The sequence below is a fragment of the Streptomyces sp. NPDC006643 genome, assembly GCF_042870175.1.
Classification (GTDB): domain Bacteria; phylum Actinomycetota; class Actinomycetes; order Streptomycetales; family Streptomycetaceae; genus Streptomyces.
Genome location: NZ_JBIAHA010000001.1, coordinates 498292 through 517726, shown reverse-complemented (window position 1 = coordinate 517726; position 19435 = coordinate 498292). Strand labels below are relative to the sequence as shown.

The window sequence follows — 19435 nt, the reverse complement described above, 5'->3', positions numbered from 1 at the left end:
CCTCACCCAACCGTCACTCAAAATTCCACCGAGTGACGTGGAGACTAAGGACGAGGGCGGGCCCAGTCGCAGGGCCTGGGGGCCCAGTTACGGGCCCAGCGGAGGCGGCTGTTCAGTTTCGGGCGCCGGATCGGGCCGATACGGGCGCCGTGGGTGTGGAAACGGGCTCCGACGGGGCCCGCGATCCGGACGCGACTCCGGACGGCGCCGACGGCGCCACCGACGCGGTCGGTGCGGTCGGCGCGGTCGACGAGGGCGCGGGCGAGGCCGCCGGCGGCGTGCTCGGCGCGGGCGACAGCGGCGTGTACTCGCCGTTCCCGTACACGTCCTTGGGACCGCCGTCCGGCAACTCGCCCAGCGCGTCCAGCGCCTCCCGGGCCTTCGGCGCCAGCAGCGGCGAGAACTTCGGATTCGTCCGCAGCGCCTCCTCCAGATGCCGGCGCGCCGGGCCGTCCATCCCCAAGACCCGCTCGATCTCCCCCTGGTGGTACGTGAACAGCGCGCTGCGCATCCCCTGCTCCGTCGCCCTCTTCGCGTACGGCAGCGCCTTCTCGGGCTCACCCGCCTTGAGTAGAGCCCACCCCAGCGCGTCGGAGACCCCCATGCTCCGGTGCCCGCGCCGCCACTCCGCCTCCAGCCGTTCCACGGCGGCCCGCGGATTGCCGTGGTCGGACTCGAAGCGCGCCAGCAGCAGTTCCTCGTTCACACCGTCGGCCCGCGCCCTCGCCGTACGGTCCCGCAGCAGCGCGTACTGGCTCCGCGCGTCCCCGTCCAGCCCCAGCGACTCGTACAACTCGCCCAGCTCCAGGGCGTATTCGGGCAGCGGGCGCTCCGCGATGGCCGCCTGGTAGTCCTGGCCGGCCTCGTCCGCCCGGCCGAGCGCCGCGAGGACACGCGCCCGCCCCGCCAGCGACGGATGGTGCTCGCGCGAGACCTTCAGCGCCGCGTCGTAATGCCGCAGCGCCTCCTTCGGCTCCCCGCGCTCCCACGCCAGAGCGCCCAGAGCGTGCAGCGCACCCGCCTTCTCGGCGGGCGTGCCTGCCTTCGTCAGCGCCTCGTCCGCCTTGGCCGTCGCGTCCTCGCGCCACCCCCGGTCGCGGTAGACCGCCGACGACACGGACAGCACACGCGGGGTGCCGGGGCGCAGCGCCCGCAGCTTGTCCAGGGCCTTGCCCGCCGCCGGATAGTCGCCGAGCCCGTTGTACGCCTCGATGAGGACCGGATACGTCGTCCAGCGCGCCGGGTCCGCCTTCCGTACCGCCTCGCCCCACTTCCTGGCCGCCGCGTAGTCGTGGCGCGCGTTCGCCAGCGACGCCAGGCCCGCCGTCGCCGCCGGATTGCGCCGCTCACCCGGTGTGACCGCGAGCGAGCGGCGCAGTGCCTGCTCGGCCTTCGGGTAGTACGCCGTGTCCGCCCGCAGCCCGCCCCGCTCCACGTACGCCGCGCCCAGCACCGCCCACGACGCCGCGTCCTTCGGGTTCTTCCGCAGCCACGCCTCCCGGTCCCTGATGAGCGCCGCCACGTCCGGCAGCGAGGCGGGCGCGCCCGCGCCGACGGCGGCCCGCGCCCGCGCCTCGGGGCCGGGTGCGGGCGGCCCCTGATCCCCGTCCGGTACGAACACAAGGACGCCCGCGACGAGGACCGCGCCCACACCGGTGGCCAGCGCGGCCCTTCTGATGTGCCTCATGTGCTGCGTGTTCAAGGTGTTCTTGGCGTTCATGTGATTACTGTGCGTCAATACGAAGACCACACCCGGCCTTGTGGTTGTGGATCGCAGACGGGTTCACACCGATGGCCCCGGAGTGCCACGCTGGGATCATGGATGACCTCGTCGCGACAGAGCCCGCCGGCTCCTCAGCCTCCGCCGCCCCCGTGGCCACGGACGACCTCCTCGCCCGGCTGCGAGCCGGTCTGCCCGCCGAAGCCCTGCTCACCGACCCGGACATCACGGCCTCCTACGCGAACGACATGGCGAGCTTCTGCGAGGCGGGAGCCCCGGCGGTGGTCGTGCTGCCGCGCACCGTCGAACAGGTCCAGCACGTGATGCGTACCGCGACGGCCCTGCGCGTGCCCGTGGTGCCGCAGGGCGCCCGTACGGGACTCTCCGGCGCCGCCAACGCCTCGGAGGGCTGCATCGTGCTGTCCCTGATCAAGATGGACAAGATCCTGGAGATCAGCCCCGTCGACCGGATCGCGGTCGTCGAGCCCGGCGTCGTCAACGCGGTGCTCTCCCGCGCCGTCGGCGAACACGGCCTGTACTACCCGCCGGACCCCTCCAGCTGGGAGACCTGCACCATCGGCGGCAACATCGGCACCGCGTCCGGCGGACTGTGCTGCGTGAAGTACGGCGTCACCGCCGAGTACGTGCTGGGCCTGGACGTCGTCCTCGCCGACGGCCGGCTGCTCACCACCGGCCGCCGCACCGCCAAGGGCGTCGCCGGATACGACCTCACCCGGCTGTTCGTCGGCTCGGAGGGCAGCCTCGGCATCGTCGTGAAGGCGGTCCTCGCGCTGAAGCCCGCGCCGCCGGCACAGCTTGTCCTGGCGGCCGAGTTCGCCTCCGCGTCCGCCGCCTGCGACGCCATCTGCCGGATCATGGAGCGCGGCCACACCCCGTCCCTGCTGGAGCTGATGGACCGCACCACCGTCCGCGCCGTCAACTCCCTCGCGAACATGGGCCTCCCCGAGACCACCGAGGCGCTGCTGCTCTGCGCCTTCGACACCGCCGACCCGGCGGCCGACCTCGCGGCCGTCGGTGAACTCTGCACGGCGGCCGGCGCCACCGAGGTGGTCCCCGCCGACGACGCGGCCGAGTCCGAACTGCTGCTCCAGGCAAGGCGGCTGGCGCTCGTCGCGCTGGAGGCGGTCAAGGGCACGACGATGATCGACGACGTGTGCGTCCCGCGGTCACGGCTCGCCGAGGTCCTGGAGGGCATCGACCGTATCGCCAACAAGTACGACCTCACGATCGGCGTCTGCGCCCACGCGGGCGACGGCAACACACACCCCACCGTCTGCTTCGACGCCTCGGACCCGGACGAGTCCCGGCGCGCCCGTGAGTCGTTCGACGAAATCATGGCGCTGGGGCTTGAGTTGGGCGGCACCATCACCGGCGAGCACGGGGTCGGCGTCCTGAAGAAGGAGTGGCTCGCCCGCGAACTGGGCCCGGTCGGTATGGAGTTGCAGCGCGGCATCAAGAAGACGTTCGACCCGCTGGATCTGCTGAACCCCGGCAAGCTGTTCTGATCCGGGCGGGCGCGGGACGCGGGGCGCGGGGCGCGCAGCGCGGGGCCTGCGGCGTACGGACTGTGGCGTACGGCCTACGGCTCGCGGCGTACGGCCAAGGTCCGATGGTCCGGCCGGACGGGGCGGTCTACCGTAAATGGGACAGAGAGCAGGTCGGCCGTGAGGTGACCGCACTTCGACCCGGGAGGTTCCGTGCCCGCCCGTCTTGACCACACCATCGTCCACAGCCGGGACCGGTTCGCGTCCGCGCGCTTCCTCGCCGAGCTGATCGGGGAGCCCGGACCCAAGTCCTTCGGACCCTTCGCGAGCCTGCCGCTCGACGGCGGGGTCACCCTGGACTATCTCGACACGTCCTCGGAGATCGTCAGCCAGCATCTGGCGTTCCTGGTGTCCGAGGACGAGTTCGACGAGATCTTCGGGCGGCTGACGGAGCGCGAACTCCCTTACTGGGCCGATCCGACGCACGAGAAGCCACAGCGGATCAACCATCTCTTCGGCGGCCGGGGTGTCTATCTCGACGACCCCGACGGCCACTCGATCGAATTCATCACCCGTACCTACGTCATCGACTGAGGGACGGCCGGGCACCGGCGGGCGGCGCGCGTCACGCCTCGCCGTCCGCCGACTCGTCGGACGGCCACGGGTCCCGCAGCCACAGATCGTCGGCGGGCAGCGGGGCGAGCAGCCGGGCCAGCCCGTCGTCGATGCCCAGCCGGTCGGTCTCGGCGCCGGGCGGCACCAGCCGCAACGTCCGCTCCAGCCACGCCGACACCGCCGCCGAAGGCGCCTCCAGGAGCGCGTCACCGTCGGGGGAGGAGAGCGCCACACACAGGACGGTGCGGCCGTCGACCTTCGTGGGCCAGATCCGTACGTCACCGTGACCGCACGGCCGGAACACCCCTTCGACCAGCAGTTCGCGTGCGAACGTCCAGTTGACCGGGGTGTCCGAGCTGATGTGGAAGGTGATGTGCACCGCGTACGGATCGTCCGTGCGGTACGTCAGCCGGGCAGGGACGGGGACGCTGCGCTCGGGCGAGAGCACCAGGTTCAGCTCCAGCTCGCGTTCCACCACGGTGTGCATATCAGGTGCTTCCCTTCCTCGTACGACGCCCGGGAGTGGGCCGTACCGATGGAGAGCACCGACTCCCGCCGTCATTACGCGACTTCGGGCAGGAACTTGCTCCCGCGACCTACCGTGACTCTTTCGTGACCGAATCGAGGTCCAAACGGCCGGATGGACCCTGGGCCATGCGGTGGTCTGATAGATGTGGACCCTTGAATTGAGCCCATCGAAGAGATACGGGACCACGGTGATGAGCGCCCCGACCTCGGCAACCGGAGACGGCAGCCCTTCCCCCGGCTACTACCCGGACCCGTCCATCCCCGGATACGTCCGTTACTGGAACGGCGGGTCCTGGGTACCCGGCACCAGCCGGCCGGCTCCGGGGGCCGGTGAGGCCATGCCGGAGGCGCCCCACGGGCTGGCCGCGGCGGCCCCTTCGCCGGCGGCCCGGCGGGCCCCGGAACCGGCGGCCCCGGCCACCCCGGCGGTCGAGGAGACCGGGCCGATGTTCTTCGACGAGGAGCCCGCCGAGGAGCCCCGGCAGGAACCGGCCTCCGCCTGGCAGGCCGACACCCGCAGGCAGACCGGCTTCGGCGGCGAGCGCGACGCCCGGGTCTCCTGGGGCGACGGTCCGGGGGCTTCCGGCCCCCAAGTCCCCGCCGCGCAGGGCTCCGGCGCCACGAGCGCGCCGGAACCGGCGGACAGCAGGGACCCCCGATACGCCCGTGACACCCGCGACCCCCGGGTGCCCGGCCAGTCGCCCGAGCCGTCGGCGGACCCCACCGGGGGCGCGCTGCCCGGCGTACGGTCCCTGGGACCCGACACCGGGTCGGGCCCGGGTGACGACGACTCACCTCCCCGGGAGGGCACCGTCGCGATCCGCCTCCCGCGCCCCGCACGCCGCCCCCGTAACGACGAGGGTGAGACGCCGCCGCCCACCGACGGCACCGTCACCATCCGCCCGGTCGGCGGCGGCCCGGTCGGCGGCGGCCCGGTCGGCGGCGGCCAGCAGGGCGGACCCGCCACCGGCCGTACGGGCCAGACCGAGGGCACCATGGCCATCCGCGCCATGCGTCCCCGCGCCGCCGGCCCGGCGCCCGTCCCGCCCCAGACGCAGCAGCCCCAGACACCTCACGCACCCCAGCGCCAGCCCCAGCAGCCCCACTCGCCCCAGGGCCCGCAGCAGTCCGACGGTCTGCCGTCCCGCTCGATGCAGCCTCCCGCCGCGAACCCGCTCGCACCCGGCCCCGGCGGCGGCTCGCCCTCCTGGGCCCAGCAGGTCCACCAACTCGCCCAGCCCGCACCGCAGTCGGGGCCCGCACCGGTCATCGGCACCGACCCCGCCGGCGGGCAGCCGGTCGTGCCGTGGAAGCCGCCGGTCGACGACCCGTTCCTGCGGGCCGCCCAGGCGCAGGCGGCGGCCCGCCCCGCCGGGCTCGGCAAGCGGTTCGCCGCCCGGCTCATCGACACCGTCGTGCTCCTGGGGATCGTCGGGGCCGTCTCCGTACCGCTGGTGTCCAAGGCACTCGCGCACATCGACGACAAGGTCGAGGCGGCGAAGCAGACCGGCGAGACCGTCACCGTCTGGCTGATCGACGGCACCACGGCCGGCTACTTCGGCGGGGTGCTCGCCGCGCTGCTGGTCATCGGCGTCCTGTACGAGGCGCTGCCCACCGCCAAGTGGGGCCGCACGCTCGGCAAGAAGCTGTGCGGTCTCGAGGTGCGGGACATCGAGTCGTTCGAGGCCCCGTCCTTCGGCTCGGCGCTGCGCCGCTGGCTGGTGTACGGGGTGCTCGGCGTGCTCGTCATCGGGGTGCTGAACGTGCTGTGGTGCGTGTTCGACCGGCCGTGGCGGCAGTGCTGGCACGACAAGGCGGCACACACCTTCGTCGCGGGCTGACGCCGGCCGGCGCGGACCGGTGTGGGCTGACGCGGGGTCATGGGCGGGGCGGCCGGACCGGGCGGCGACTCCTCCGAACGGCCGTTGATCCGTTGCGGGCGTCCGCACGGCGCGGTGCACTGCCCCCATGAGCAACGATCAGCCGACGCCCGGTCAGCCGCCCGACGACGACCCGTTCCGCAAGCAGCCGCCGCCCGACGGGCCGCCGTCGCCGGGCGGCCCGCCCCCGGGTGACGGTGCGCCGCCTCGTTACGGTGACCCGTACGGCGGTGCCAATCCGCCCCCGCCGGGCAACCCGTACGGGGGTGCCGATCCGCCTCCGCCGGGTGACCCGTACGGGGGATCGGCTCCGCCACCCCCCGGTGACCCGTACGGCGGAAACGATCCGCTCCGCGGGATGCCGCCGCTCGCGTCCGTGGGCAAGCGCATCCTCGCGCGCATCGTCGACTGGATCATCGTCGCGGTCCCGCTGGCCCTGATCGGCATCCCGTTCAACATCTACCGCCACTGGTCGGACGAGTCCAACAGCTGGGACGACACGGTCAACGGCATGAACGGCGGCGGCCAGTGGGTGTTCCGGATCATCACGATCGTGGCGTATGTCGGCTACGACATGGTGATGACGCAACGGGGCGGCCAGACCTTCGGCAAAATGCTGTTCAAGACTCGCGTCGCGATGCTCAACGACGGGCGGGTGCCCGACTCCCGTGCCTCGTTCCTGCGGGCCGTCGTGCTGTGGGTCCCCGCACTGATCTGCTGCGCCTGCCTCTGGCCGCTGCTTCTGCTGATCCTGCTCCTGCTCGACCGGCCCTATCGGCAGGGTCTGCACGACAAGGCGGCGAGGACGGTCGTGGTGTCAGCGGCGCGATGACGCCGGGATCCGGGCCCCGGCGACGGGCCGGCCCGACGAGGAGGCGACGGTGCCGGCGCCGGTGTGGTCCGAACGGCCCGCACCGACCGGGTGGGCCACCGACGTACGGCGAGGCCGCACGGCCTTCACCGACACCAGAAGGCCGAGACAGAGGGCGACGAGCGCGATCACCGCGACGCCGACGACCGACGTGACGCCGGAGAGCAGCAGCATCGCGAGTGTGGTGAGGACGACGGTGGCGGAACCGTAGGCAAGCTGTGCGGCAGTCGGACGCGGCATGGCTGATCCGTCCCTCGGGGCAATCGGGAGTGATTTCGGGGGTGTTGGGGGTGTCTCGCGTCTGCGCTGAGTCGCTGTGGAACGACCTTACGACGGTGAATGCCCGGCAGGAACCGACAGTAAGCGTGACCTAACCCACGGGGTCGGAGCATGGGGGGCGCATGGAGTCACGCGCCCCCGCTATATGACACATCGATGCGCCCGCCGTCCGGTCCGTGGGACGAGTGGGGATCGGCGAGCGGGGTACGCGTCGGACATTCCGCGGGACATCCTCGGACGTCCGTCGGGCATTCGCCGGACATCCTCGGACGTCCGGATACCGGAACTGGACTCGTGCATAGTGCACTTGGCCTGTGCAAGTCAAGGACTGTCTTTTCTCCTTCAACTCCGGTCGAATGTCGTCACTTGTGACGCGCACCCCGCGCGCGGATCCCCACACATCCGGTCCGCGGACTTTGGGTGCGGGGAGAGGACAACATCAAGTGACCATCAATCGACGGGCGATCAGAGCGTCCGCGGTGTTCGTGGCCCTCGCCACCGCCGCCGCGACGGCCTCGACGCTCGCCCCGGCGCAGGCCGAGGGCAACGACACAGCGGGTCCGGCGAGCATCGAGCGCCGCGATCCGGCGCCGCAGAAGGGCCATGTCGAGCACGACCTCGAAGGCCCGTTCAGCAAGCAGCAGGAGCAGCAGCGGAAGGCCGCCCTGGAACAGGTCGTCGCGGGTGACGCGAAGATCATGAAGCGCGGCGGCTCCAACGTCGTCAAGCTCGACGACAAGAAGTACGTCGAGCTGGGCCGCGAGAAGACCGACAAGATCTTCACGATCCTGGTCGAGTTCGGCGACGAGGTCGACGACACGACCATGTACGACCCGGACGGCGCGGACGGCCCCGAGGCCCCCGTCAAGAAGTACGGCGGCGAGCCCGGCCCGCAGCACAACGAGATAGCCGAGCCCGACCGGAAGGTGGACAACTCCACCGCCTGGCAGGCCGACTACAACCAGCAGCACTTCCAGGACCTGTACTTCGGCGAGGGCAAGGACGCCGCGGGCAAGCCCAAGGAATCGCTGAAGACCTACTACGAGAAGACCTCGTCCGGCCGCTACTCGGTCGACGGTGAGGTCTCCGACTGGGTCAAGGTCAAGTACAACGAGGCCCGTTACGGCTCGAACTACTGCGGCGACTCCAACTGCGCCAACGTCTGGGACGCGGTGCGCGACGGCACCACCGCCTGGGCCGCCGACCAGAAGGCCAAGGGCCGTACGGACGCGGAGATCAAGGCCGACCTCGCGTCGTACGACGAGTGGGACCGCTACGACTTCGACGGCGACGGCAACTTCAACGAGCCCGACGGCTACATCGACCACTTCCAGATCGTCCACGCGGGCGAGGACGAGTCGGCCGGCGGCGGCGCCGAGGGTGAGAACGCCCTGTGGGCGCACCGCTGGTACGCCTACGGCACGGACGCCGGCAAGACGGGCCCCGCGGAGAACAAGTCCGGCGGCACGCAGATCGGTGAGACCGGCATCTGGGTCGGCGACTACACGATGCAGCCGGAGAACGGCGGACTCGGTGTCTTCGCGCACGAGTACGGCCACGACCTCGGCCTGCCCGACCTGTACGACACCTCGGGCGGCGGCGAGAACTCCACCGGCTACTGGTCCCTGATGTCCGCCGGTTCCTGGCTCGGCCGGGGCAAGGGCGAGATCGGCGACCTGCCGGGCGACATGACCGCGTGGGACAAGCTCCAGCTGGGCTGGCTCGACTACGACGAGGCCAAGGCCGCGACGGCGTCGACCCACAAGCTGGGTGTCTCCGCGTACAACACGAAGAACCCGCAGGCGCTCGTCGTCGAGCTGCCGAAGAAGCCGGTCACCACGACTGTCGTGAAGCCCGCCGAGGGCTCCAAGCAGTGGTGGAGCGACATGGGTGACGACCTCAAGAACACCCTCACCCGCTCCGTCGACCTCACCGGCAAGGCCAAGGCCTCGCTGGAACTGGACGGCTGGTGGGACATCGAGGCCAACTACGACTACCTGTACGCCGAGGTGTCGGAGGACGGCGGCGCCAACTGGACCCCGGTCGACGGCACCGCCGACGGCAAGGCCATCACGCGTGACGCCGGCGACAAGCCGGCCCTGACCGGTGTCTCCGGCGCGTACAAGAAGCTCGTCTACACGCTGGACGCGTACGCGGGCAAGAAGGTCGACCTCCGCTTCCGCTACCAGACGGACGGCGGCGCGGGCGGCAAGGGCTTCGCGGCCGACGCGATCAGTGTCGTCGCCGACGGCGCCCCGCTCTTCACCGACAACGCCGAGGCGGACGACGCGGGCTGGACCGCGAAGGGCTTCTCGCGCATCGGTGAGTCGTTCACCCAGGACTACGACCAGTTCTACATCGCGGAGAACCGGCAGTACGTCAGCTACGACAAGACCCTCAAGTCGGGCCCGTACAACTTCGGCTTCAAGGCGCCGAAGGACGGCTGGGTCGAGCACTACGCGTACCAGAACGGCCTCATGGTCTGGCTCTGGGACACCTCGCAGAAGGACAACAACACCAGCGTCCACCCCGGCAAGGGTCTGATCCTGCCGGTCGACGCGCACGCCAAGCCCATGAAGTGGGCCGACGGCACGGTGATGCGCAACAAGATCCAGACGTTCGACTCGTCGTTCAGCAAGTACCCGACCGACCTGTTCCGGCTCCACAACGCCGACAAGGCGCAGTGGATCAAGCCGCAGGCGGGCAAGCCGGTCTTCGACGACCGCAAGGGCACGTACTGGTACGAGGAGAACGCCACCGGCGGTGTCGACGTTCCTGACACCAACACCAAGATCTCCATCGTGAACGAGCCGCTCAGCGGTTCCACGATGACGGTGAAGGTGGATCGCTCGACCAAGTAAACGGCATCGTCGCAGGTCAAGCCATGATCGGCCGTCGCCCCCTAGCGGGGCGGCGGCCGATCGTGTTTAGGTGCGTCCTACCGACTCTTATTGACACGACGTCTTACGGGGGGATTGAGGACACATGGCAGGTGGAGGCTTCAGCAGGCTCCCGAACGGCACCGTGGTGGTGGCACTGACCGTGCCCAGCCCGGTCTCCGAAGGCCGTACGGTCCGGATTCTGGTGCACGCGATGAACCGGGCCCGCGCCCTGACCAGGCTGCGGAATCTCGGGCTGCGCGCCGTCTATCTCCGAGGCAACGCGGAACCGCCCACACCGGACGAGATCACGGCGGTCCTGCACCATCCGGACGGCCTGCTCTGGCGGGGCACGCCGACCGCCGCGCAAGAGCTCTGGCAGCCCATACGGGCCCTGCTGCGCCCCGCGCGCCGCTACGGGCCCCCCGACCCCCGCCACACCCTCACAGGCCTGCCCACGCCACCACCGGACCCGTTCACGCCCCCACGCCCGGAGCTCCACAGACCGACCGGCACAGACAAAAGCGCGGCCTAGCGCTCCCGGCCGGGGACGGGCTCCACGCGCCCGGCTGTGAGGCCCCGCCGTGGGCCCCACAGCGCCGGGCCCTACACGACCGGCTTGCCCGTCAGGCGTACGCCCGCCGTGCGGAGCTCCTCCAGGGCGCGGGATGTCGTTTCCTCGGCGACTCCCGCCGTCAGGTCCAGCAGTACGTGCGTGGTGAAGCCCGCCCGTGCCGCGTCCAGGGCCGTCGCCCGTACGCAGTGGTCGGTGGCGATTCCGACGATGTCGACCTCCGTCACCTCGCGCGCCCGCAGCCAGTCCGCGAGTGTCACGCCGTTCTCGTCGGCGCCCTCGAAACCGCTGTACGCCGCCGCGTAGGCGCCCTTGTCGAAGACCGCGTCGATCGAGCCCGAGGCGACGGCCGGCGCGAAGTTCGGGTGGAAACCCACGCCCTCGGTGCCCGCCACGCAGTGGACCGGCCACGAGCGTACGAAGTCGGGCCGGGCCGAGAAGTGGTCACCGGGATCGATGTGGTGGTCACGCGTCGCGACCACGTGGCGGTAACCGGCTGTCGTCTGCCCGATGAGGTCGGTGATGGCGGCGGCCACGTCGGCGCCGCCCGACACCGCGAGGCTGCCGCCCTCACAGAAGTCGTTCTGAACGTCCACGACTATCAAAGCGCGGTGCATGGCGGGTGTCCTTCGGTGGGGAGCGGGCGCGGGCGACTGAGCTTAGGGGGTGTCTTGAGGCGTTCGCCCACGGTTGACCTCTTGGTGCCTGGCGTTCCCGGTCGCTCCGCGTTCATGCCTGCCGCACCTCTTCCCCGCCTCGTGGACATCACATGTAGACGGTCGGGATGACCGGCTCGCCCCGCGACAGCTGGATCGCCGACATCGGCAGTCCCGCCCGCGCCGCCACGTGCCGCTCCCGGACCGCGTCCAGCGGCTCGCGTGCGACGACCTCGCCGCCCTTGACCAGCTCCACCAGCAGCTGCTGGTCCAGCAGGTCGGCGGGGACGGGGCCGGTGCCGACGACCTCGGCCTCCGCGTATCCCTCGGCGTCCACCCGTCGCGCCGCCCACTTGCGGCCACCGATCGAGGTCTTGCCGCCGAGCGACTTCTTCGCCACCGCGTGCAGCGGCGCCTTGGGGTCGGCGGAGTGGGCACGGGCGACGAGTTTGTACACCATCGAGCAGGTGGGGTGCCCGCTGCCGGTGACCAGCTGGGTGCCGACCCCGTACGCGTCGACGGGTGCTGCGGCCAGCGACGCGATCGCGTACTCGTCCAGGTCCGACGTGACCACGATCCGGGTGTTCACCGCGCCCAGCTCGTCCAGCTGCTGACGCACCCGGTGCGCGACGAGCAGCAGGTCGCCGGAGTCGATGCGGACGGCGCCCAGTTCGGGCCCGGCGACCTCCACGGCGGTACGGACCGCCTCGGCCACGTCGTAGGTGTCCACGAGCAGCGTCGTACCGCTGCCGAGCGCGTCGACCTGTGCCTGGAACGCGTCCCGTTCGTTGTCGTGCAGCAGCGTGAAGGCGTGCGCGCTGGTGCCCACCGTCGGGATGTCGTAGCGGAATCCGGCCGCCAGGTCGGAGGTGGTGTCGAAGCCGCCCACGTACGCGGCGCGCGACGCGGCGACGGCGGCCAGTTCGTGCGTACGGCGCGCGCCCATCTCGATCAGCGGGCGTCCTCCGGCGGCGGCCGACATCCGGGACGCGGCGGCGGCGATCGCCGAGTCGTGGTTGAGGATCGACAGGATCACGGTCTCCAGCAGCACGCACTCGGCGAACGAGCCCTCGACGCGCAGGATCGGCGAGCCGGGGAAGTACACCTCGCCCTCCCGGTAGCCCCAGATGTCGCCCCGGAAGCGGTAGTCGGCGAGCCAGTCGAGCGTCGGCCCGTCCACGATGCCGCGTTCGCGCAGGAAGCCGATGACGTCCGCGTCGAAGCGGAAGTTCTCGACGGCGTCCAGGACCCGGCCGGTGCCGGCGACGACCCCGTAGCGCCGTCCCTCGGGCAGGCGCCGGGTGAAGACCTCGAAGACGGAACGGCGCTCGGCCGTGCCCGCCCGCAGTGCCGCCCGGAGCATCGTCAACTCGTACTGGTCGGTGAAGAGCGCAGTCGACGGAACGCCGACCCGGCGACCGCCCTCGTCCTTCGCCAGGCCCTTCTCAAGGTCCGCAGAGTTCATGCCAACGATGCTACAGGAGATCTCGTCAGACTGACGAGATCTAACGGGCGCTCAGACCGCCGTTTGTGCGACAGGCCCCACCTGGTGGCAGCATGGGGCCTGTGAGGCTGTGCATCCCGGGGCGTACCCCCGGGACCCCCGGCGGAGAAGAAGGTCGTCCCGAACCGTGAGTGTTGCCCCGACAGAGATCGAACTTCCCGAGTCGGCCGAGGAGACGTTCACCGTCCCGGAACCTGACGTGCCGTGGATGACGATCGTCCACAACGACCCGGTCAACCTCATGAGTTATGTGACGTACGTCTTCCAGACGTACTTCGGCTACTCCAAGGACAAGGCGCACAAGCTGATGCTCGACGTCCACCAGAAGGGCCGCGCCATCGTCTCCAGCGGCAGCCGCGAGGAGATGGAACGCGACGTGCAGGCGATGCACGGATACGGCCTGTGGGCCACGCTCTCCCAGGACGCCCGCTGATGGCCGGGCAGTTCGAGGCGATCCCCGGCGGTGGCGCCGCCGTCGCGCTCGACGAGGTCGAGATCTCCATCCTGCGCTCCCTGGCCGTCCAGCTCCTGGAGCTGATCGGCCCCGGCGAGGAACCGGCCAAGGGCGAGGACCCTCTGGCCGCGCTCTTCGCCGAGGGGCCCAGCAAGCCGCCGTCCGACCCCGCGCTCGCCCGGCTCTTCCCGGACGCGTACGGCTTCGGCGACGACACCGACGACGAACTGCGGGAGTACGCGGCCGAGTTCAGGCGCTTCACCGAGAACGACCTGCGGACCCGCAAGCGCGAGGACGGCCTCGCCGTCGTCCGCACCCTGGACGCGCTCTCGGCGGCGGGCGAGGGCGGCGCCGTACTGAAACTCGGCCCCGACGACTGCCGGCACTGGCTCGGCGCGCTCAACGACCTGCGCCTGACGATCGGCAACAGGCTGGACGTCTCCGACGAGGACGAGGGCGAGAGCCTGTACCGGCTGCCGGACTCCGACCCGCGCAAGCCGATGGTGATGGCGTATCTGTGGCTCGGGGCGCTCCAGGAGACGCTCGTCGAGACGATGATGCCCTGACGTGTCCGTCCCCGCCCGGCCCGGCCCTATGGCGCGACCCGTCACAGGGCCTGCGTAACGCCTTCACACCGTCTTCGGACGGACACCTTCCGTTTCCTCAATGGAGGCTCAACTCCGCATAACGATCGCGTCTCCGCCGCCGCATGCTTTGCGATCCGGGGTGAGATTTGTCCGCTTCTTCCTGTGGGCCGCGCCACAACGACCTCCGTGGATCGCCGCCGCACCCGTGGTAAATCTGCACGACCACCGGCACAGGCAGGGAGAAAGGGCGCATCACCATGACCTCCCCACAGGTCGACAACACCCCGCAGGGCCCCTCCGGCAAGACCGCGGAGCAGGGCGAGGAGGGCTACGAGCGCGGACTCGGCAGCCGCCAGGTCCAGATGATCGCGATCGGCGGCGCCATCGGCGTCGGCCTGTTCATGGGCGCCGGCGCGAACATCGCCAAGGCCGGGCCGAGCATCATCCTGATGTACGCCCTCGCCGGCGTGGTGATCTTCTTCATCATGCGGGCACTGGGCGAACTGCTGCTCTACCGGCCGGTCTCCGGCTCGTTCGCCGAGTACGCCCGCGAATTCCTCGGCCCGTTCTTCGGCTACGTCACCGGCTGGACGTACTGGCTCATGTGGATCGTGACCGGCATGGCCGAACTCACGGCCGCCGCGATCTACATCCACTTCTGGTTCCCCGCGATCCCGCAGTGGGTCAGCGCCCTGGTCTTCCTCGTGGTGCTCTTCGGCGTCAACCTGATCTCCGTCAAGATCTTCGGCGAGGTCGAGTTCTGGTTCTCGATGGTCAAGGTCACCGCGATCATCGGCATGATCGTCATCGGCCTCGGCGTACTGACCCTCGGCTTCTCCGACGCGGGCGAGACCGCGGCCACCGGCAACCTCTGGCAGCACGGCGGCATCTTCCCCAACGGCATCGGCTCCAGCCTGATGACGCTCCAGGGCGTGATGTTCGCCTACCTCGCCGTCGAACTCGTCGGCGTCACGGCGGGCGAGTCCGAGAACCCGGAGAAGACCCTCCCCAAGGCGATCAACACGCTGCCCTGGCGCATCATCGTCTTCTACGTGGGCGCGCTCACCGTCATCCTCGCCGTGGTGAAGTGGACCGAGTTCAGCGAGGGCGAGAGCCCGTTCGTGCACGCCTTCGCCAGGATCGGCATCCCGCTCGGCGCCGGAATCGTCAACTTCGTGGTGCTGACGGCGGCGCTGTCGTCCTGCAACTCCGGTATGTACTCCACCGGCCGGATGCTGCGCGACCTCTCCGCCAACAAGGAGGCGCCGAAGCTCCTCGGCAGGCTCAACTCCCGCAAGACACCCGCGTTCGGCATCGCCGCGTCCGTCGCGCTGATGGGCATCGGCGTCGTCCTCAACTACCTCGTCCCCGAGAAGGCGTTCCTGTACGTCACCTCGGTGGCCACCGCCGCCGGTGTCTGGACCTGGATGATGATCCTCATCAGCCATATCAAGTACCGCTCCGCCGTGGTCGCGGGGCGGCTGCCGGCGTCCTCGTTCCCGGCCCCGGGCGGCTCGGCGCTGAGCTGGGTGGCGCTGGTGTTCCTGTCGTTCGTGACCTGTCTGATCGCGTACGACTCCGAGGCCCGGGTGTCGCTGTACGTCGGCGCGGTCTGGGCGCTCTTCCTGGTCGGCGGCTGGGCGCTGCTCAAGCGCCGCAACCCCGAGCTGGCGGCGCGCGGCGCGCGTGACCCGGGCGAGCCGGAGGGCCCGTACGAGCCGGAGTACGCCAAGGCGACCGACTGACCCCGGCACCCCGTCCCACGCCGCACCCTGTCCAAGGTCGGCACCCCGTCTCACGCACCGTCTCACCAGGTGGCCTCCGCATCTCACTCGCGGAGGCCACCCGCTTATCCTTCACCCCATGCTGACCATCACCCAGGCGCTGTACGACCAGATCGTCGCCCACGCACGGGCCGACCACCCCGACGAGGCGTGCGGCGTGATCGCGGGCCCCGAGGGCAGCGACCGGCCCGAGCGCTTCATCCCCATGCTCAACGCGGCGCGCTCGCCCACGTTCTACGAGTTCGACTCGACCGAGCACAAGCAGCTCGACAACGAGCTGCGCGAGCGCGACGAGGACGTGGTGGTCATCTACCACTCGCACACCGCGACCGAGGCGTACCCCTCCCGCCGGGACATCGACCTGGCCATGGAACCGTTCGCGCACTACGTCCTGGTCTCCACCGCCGACACCGACGAGATGGGCCCGTTCCAGTTCCGCTCGTACCGCATCGTCGACGGCGAGGTCACCGAGGAAGACGTCGAAGTCGTCTGACACACTTGGGGCGCCCCGGAGAAGTCCCGCCCGGCCTGCGGGCGGACGACGTCACTTCTCCGGCGCACCCCAGCCCAGGGCGGCAGGACCCAGGAAGCCGGTGTGAATCCGGCACGGTCCCGCCACTGTGACCAGGGCCTTCGCGCGAGCGATGCCCCGGAAGCCAGGAACTGACCTGTCGCCCTTCTCCCACCATGCCAGGGGACGCGGAAATCCCCCGGAGGAGGCCCAGTCATGTCCTTGCGGCGCCACGCCCTCATACCGGCGGCCCTGCTTCCCCTGCTGCTCCCGCTCGCCGCGTGCGGCAGCACCCCGGACCCCGTCCGCGAGGCCAAAGCCGCGGCCGACGGATTCCCGTACACCGTCACCAACTGCGGTGTGAGGACCACCTTCGACGCACCCCCGAAGCGCGTGGTCACGATGAACCAGCACGTCACCGAGGTCATGATCGAGCTGGGACTGACGAAGTCGCTCGTCGGCACCGCCTGGCTGGACGACGCCGTCCTGCCCGAGTACAAGAAGGCGTACGACAGCGTCCCGGTCGTCGCCGACGAGTACCCCTCCAAGGAGAAACTCCTCGCCGCCAATCCGGACTTCGTCTACGGCGGCTACGCCAGCGCCTTCGCCGCCAAGGACGGCCGCACCCGCGACGACCTCAAGGACGCCGGCATCGACACCCGGCTCAACCTGGAGAACTGCGCCAAGGGCAAGACCTCCATGGACGACGTCTTCCGCGAGGTCACCGAGGTCGCCCGCACCTTCGGCGTCCCCGACCGCGCCGCGAAGTGGACCGCCGGGGCACGCACCGCCCTCGACACGACCGCCACCCGCCTGGCGGGCGTGCGGCCGGTCCCGGTCTTCGTCTACGACAGCGGCGACAAGACCGCGTTCACCGCCGGCGGCAAGGGCATCGGCAACGAGATGATCGAACGGGCCGGCGGGCGCAATGTCTTCGCCGACCTCGACAAATCCTTCGGCGACGCCACCTGGGAGCAGGTCGTGGCCCGTAAGCCCGAGATGATCGTCATCTACGACTACGGCGCCACCACCGTCGCGCAGAAGAAGAAGCGGCTCCTTGAGGACCCCGTCCTGAAGGACGTCCCCGCGATCAGGAACAAGCGCGTCGCCGTGCTGCCGCTGTCCGACGCCGTCCTCGGCGTCCGCGCCCCGGCCGCCGTCGGGCGCCTCGCGGACCAACTCCACCCGGAGGCGGGCGAGTAGGGCCGCCGCGATGAGCCGCGAGACCCCGCCGGCCCGGCGCCTGAGACTCGCCCTCGTGCTCGGCGGCCTCGCCGTGGCGCTCGCCTGCGCCGTCGTCGCCGCACTGGCGCTCGGCTCCGTCCGTATCCCGCCCGGCGAGGTCCTCACCATCCTCACCGGCGGCGCGGAGCCCAGTCCCTTCCGCACGATCGTCCTGGACGTACGGCTGCCGCGCGTGCTGCTCGGCGCGGTCGTCGGTGCCGGACTCGCCGTCGTGGGTACGGTCCTCCAGGCCCTCGTACGCAACCGGCTGGCCGATCCGTTCCTGCTCGGCATCTCCTCCGGGGCGTCCGCCGGCGCCGTGCTCGTCCTGGTCTTCGGCATCGGCGGCGGCATCGCCGGCGGGATCACCAGCACCGTCGCCATGCCGGCCGCCGCCTTCGCGGGCTCGCTCGTCGCGATGACCCTCGTCTACGCGCTGGCGCGGCGCGGCTCCACCATGACCGGCGGGCGGCTCGTACTGGCCGGGGTGACCGTCTCCTACATCCTGTCCGCGCTCACCACGCTGGTCCTGGTGGTCTCCGCCCGGCCCGAGCACTTCCAGGAGGCCCTGTTCTGGTCGCTCGGCGGGCTCGGCAGCGCCCGCTGGAGCACGCTCGCCGGGCCGGCCGTCGTCCTCGCCGTGGGCACCGCCGTCCTCATGGCGCTCGCCCGGCCGCTGGACCTGCTGCTGGTGGGGGAGGAGGGCGCGACCGTACTCGGACTGGACACCGCGCGCTTCCGCGCCGCCGTGTTCGTCCTCGCCTCGCTGGTCACCGGCGTCATGGTGGCCGCGAGCGGCGCCATCGGCTTCGTCGGGCTGCTCGTGCCGCACGCGGCGCGGATGGCCGTCGGGGCGTCGCACCGGCCGCTGCTGCCGGTCGCCGCGCTCGGCGGCGCGCTCGTGCTCGTCGCCGCGGACCTCGCCGCCCGGACCGTCGCCGCGCCGCAGGACATCCCCGTGGGTGTCCTCACCGCGCTCGTCGGCGGCCCGTTCTTCCTGTGGCTGATGCGCCGCCGCCCCGAAGGAGCCCCGGTATGAGCGCCCGCAGCGCCACTCTGCGCGTCGAGGGGCTGTCGTACGGGGTCGGCGACGGCCGCCCGCTCGTCGACGCCGTCGATCTGACCGCCGCCCCCGGCGAGACCGTCGGCCTCGTCGGCCCCAACGGCAGCGGCAAGACCACCCTGCTGCGCTGCGTGTACGGCACGCTGCGGCCCACCCACGGCCGGGCGCTGCTCGACGGCGACGACCTGCACACCATGACGGCCAAGGCGCGCGCCCGGCGCGTGGCGACCGTCCCGCAGGACGGGCAGACCGACTTCGAACTGACCGTCCGCGAGGTCGTCGCCATGGGCCGCTCCCCGCACCGGCGCTTCTGGGAGGCGGACACGGCGGCCGACACCGCGCTCGCCGACGCCGCACTGGACCGCCTGGGCATCGCCCCGCTCGCGGAGCGCGCCTTCCCGTCCCTCTCCGGCGGCGAACGCCAGCGCGCCCTCGTCGCCCGCGCCCTGGTCCAACGGCCCGCGCTCTTCGTCCTGGACGAACCGACCAACCATCTCGACATCCGCCACCAGCTCGAAGTCCTGTCCCTCATAGGAGAGTTGGGGACGACGAATCTGCTGGCCCTGCACGACCTGAATCTCGCCGCGTACTACTGCGACCGGCTGTACGTGCTCAAAGCCGGTACGGTCGTCGCCTCGGGGACCCCGGCGGAGGTCCTGACCCCCGCCCTGCTGGCCGCCGTCTACGAGGTGGAGGCGGAGGTCACGCCGCACCCCAGGACCGGTGCCCCGACGGTCGTCTATCTGCCCCGGTCCACCTGACGAACACCGAACGTCCATCCTGTGAGATCGCATACCGGGA

General features: G+C 71.0%; 18 protein-coding genes and 1 riboswitch. Of the genes, 13 read left to right on the top strand and 5 right to left on the bottom strand.

Annotated elements, in window-relative coordinates; all coding sequences use genetic code 11:
* Positions 1 to 112 precede the first annotated feature (112 nt).
* Positions 113 to 1720, bottom strand: coding sequence for a tetratricopeptide repeat protein (locus ACFYNU_RS02145; RefSeq protein WP_356590084.1), 1608 nt, complete (start codon positions 1718 to 1720; stop codon positions 113 to 115).
* Between the two features lie 98 nt (positions 1721 to 1818).
* Here ACFYNU_RS02145 and ACFYNU_RS02140 point away from each other — a divergent pair, with 98 nt between their 5' ends.
* Positions 1819 to 3246, top strand: coding sequence for an FAD-linked oxidase C-terminal domain-containing protein (locus ACFYNU_RS02140; protein ID WP_356590086.1), 1428 nt, complete (start codon positions 1819 to 1821; stop codon positions 3244 to 3246).
* Between the two features lie 192 nt (positions 3247 to 3438).
* Positions 3439 to 3819, top strand: coding sequence for a VOC family protein (locus ACFYNU_RS02135; protein WP_356590088.1), 381 nt, complete (start codon positions 3439 to 3441; stop codon positions 3817 to 3819).
* Positions 3820 to 3850: 31 nt separating this feature from the next.
* On the opposite strand, the gene ACFYNU_RS02130 is transcribed toward ACFYNU_RS02135, so the two are convergent.
* Positions 3851 to 4327: an SsgA family sporulation/cell division regulator gene (locus ACFYNU_RS02130; RefSeq protein ID WP_356590090.1), complete on the bottom strand. Its 477-nt coding sequence runs from the start codon at positions 4325 to 4327 to the stop codon at positions 3851 to 3853.
* Positions 4328 to 4559: 232 nt separating this feature from the next.
* On the opposite strand from ACFYNU_RS02130, the gene ACFYNU_RS02125 reads away from it, so the two are divergent.
* Both ACFYNU_RS02125 and ACFYNU_RS02120 read left to right on the top strand, forming a co-directional pair.
* Entirely contained in the window at positions 4560 to 6209 is a 1650-nt protein-coding gene (locus tag ACFYNU_RS02125; RefSeq protein WP_356590092.1) for an RDD family protein, read from the top strand.
* Positions 6210 to 6336: 127 nt separating this feature from the next.
* Positions 6337 to 7080 carry an RDD family protein gene (locus ACFYNU_RS02120; RefSeq protein ID WP_356590094.1) on the top strand — a complete coding sequence of 248 codons (744 nt, stop codon included), beginning with the start codon at positions 6337 to 6339 and terminating at the stop codon, positions 7078 to 7080.
* Here the strand turns inward: ACFYNU_RS02120 and ACFYNU_RS02115 are convergent.
* Positions 7066 to 7359 carry a hypothetical protein gene (locus tag ACFYNU_RS02115; protein WP_356590096.1) on the bottom strand — a complete coding sequence of 98 codons (294 nt, stop codon included), beginning with the start codon at positions 7357 to 7359 and terminating at the stop codon, positions 7066 to 7068. The genes ACFYNU_RS02120 and ACFYNU_RS02115 overlap by 15 nt on opposite strands.
* A 482-nt stretch (positions 7360 to 7841) precedes the next feature.
* Between ACFYNU_RS02115 and ACFYNU_RS02110 the strand changes: the two genes are divergently transcribed.
* Together ACFYNU_RS02110 and ACFYNU_RS02105 are read left to right on the top strand one after the other, a co-directional pair.
* Complete coding sequence (locus ACFYNU_RS02110) at positions 7842 to 10259, top strand: immune inhibitor A domain-containing protein (protein ID WP_356590098.1); 2418 nt, start codon at positions 7842 to 7844, stop codon at positions 10257 to 10259.
* 124 nt (positions 10260 to 10383) lie between these two features.
* Positions 10384 to 10812: a hypothetical protein gene (locus tag ACFYNU_RS02105; RefSeq protein WP_356590100.1), complete on the top strand. Its 429-nt coding sequence runs from the start codon at positions 10384 to 10386 to the stop codon at positions 10810 to 10812.
* Positions 10813 to 10883: 71 nt separating this feature from the next.
* Here ACFYNU_RS02105 and ACFYNU_RS02100 read toward each other — a convergent pair whose 3' ends face one another.
* Both ACFYNU_RS02100 and ACFYNU_RS02095 read right to left on the bottom strand, forming a co-directional pair.
* Positions 10884 to 11468: a nicotinamidase gene (locus ACFYNU_RS02100; protein WP_356590102.1), complete on the bottom strand. Its 585-nt coding sequence runs from the start codon at positions 11466 to 11468 to the stop codon at positions 10884 to 10886.
* Between the two features lie 148 nt (positions 11469 to 11616).
* Entirely contained in the window at positions 11617 to 12972 is a 1356-nt protein-coding gene (locus tag ACFYNU_RS02095) for a nicotinate phosphoribosyltransferase (RefSeq protein ID WP_356590104.1), read from the bottom strand.
* A gap of 166 nt (positions 12973 to 13138) precedes the next feature.
* Between ACFYNU_RS02095 and clpS the strand changes: the two genes are divergently transcribed.
* From clpS to ACFYNU_RS02060, 7 genes are all read left to right on the top strand, one after another.
* Entirely contained in the window at positions 13139 to 13444 is a 306-nt protein-coding gene (gene clpS, locus ACFYNU_RS02090; RefSeq protein WP_356590106.1) for an ATP-dependent Clp protease adapter ClpS, read from the top strand.
* Positions 13444 to 14031 carry a DUF2017 domain-containing protein gene (locus ACFYNU_RS02085; RefSeq protein WP_356590108.1) on the top strand — a complete coding sequence of 196 codons (588 nt, stop codon included), beginning with the start codon at positions 13444 to 13446 and terminating at the stop codon, positions 14029 to 14031. The genes clpS and ACFYNU_RS02085 overlap by 1 nt, the downstream gene beginning before the upstream one ends.
* Positions 14032 to 14309: 278 nt before the next feature.
* Complete coding sequence (locus ACFYNU_RS02080; protein ID WP_356590110.1) at positions 14310 to 15797, top strand: amino acid permease; 1488 nt, start codon at positions 14310 to 14312, stop codon at positions 15795 to 15797.
* A 118-nt stretch (positions 15798 to 15915) separates the two neighbouring features.
* Positions 15916 to 16329, top strand: coding sequence for a M67 family metallopeptidase (locus ACFYNU_RS02075; protein WP_356590112.1), 414 nt, complete (start codon positions 15916 to 15918; stop codon positions 16327 to 16329).
* Between the two features lie 43 nt (positions 16330 to 16372).
* Positions 16373 to 16523: riboswitch (cobalamin riboswitch) on the top strand.
* Between the two features lie 40 nt (positions 16524 to 16563).
* On the top strand, positions 16564 to 17550 hold the full coding sequence (locus ACFYNU_RS02070) for an ABC transporter substrate-binding protein (RefSeq protein WP_356590114.1): 987 nt from the start codon (positions 16564 to 16566) through the stop codon (positions 17548 to 17550).
* A gap of 10 nt (positions 17551 to 17560) precedes the next feature.
* On the top strand, positions 17561 to 18610 hold the full coding sequence (locus ACFYNU_RS02065; protein WP_356590116.1) for an iron ABC transporter permease: 1050 nt from the start codon (positions 17561 to 17563) through the stop codon (positions 18608 to 18610).
* Positions 18607 to 19395 carry an ABC transporter ATP-binding protein gene (locus tag ACFYNU_RS02060; protein WP_356590118.1) on the top strand — a complete coding sequence of 263 codons (789 nt, stop codon included), beginning with the start codon at positions 18607 to 18609 and terminating at the stop codon, positions 19393 to 19395. Before ACFYNU_RS02065 ends, ACFYNU_RS02060 begins: the two co-directional genes overlap by 4 nt.
* Positions 19396 to 19435 lie beyond the last annotated feature (40 nt).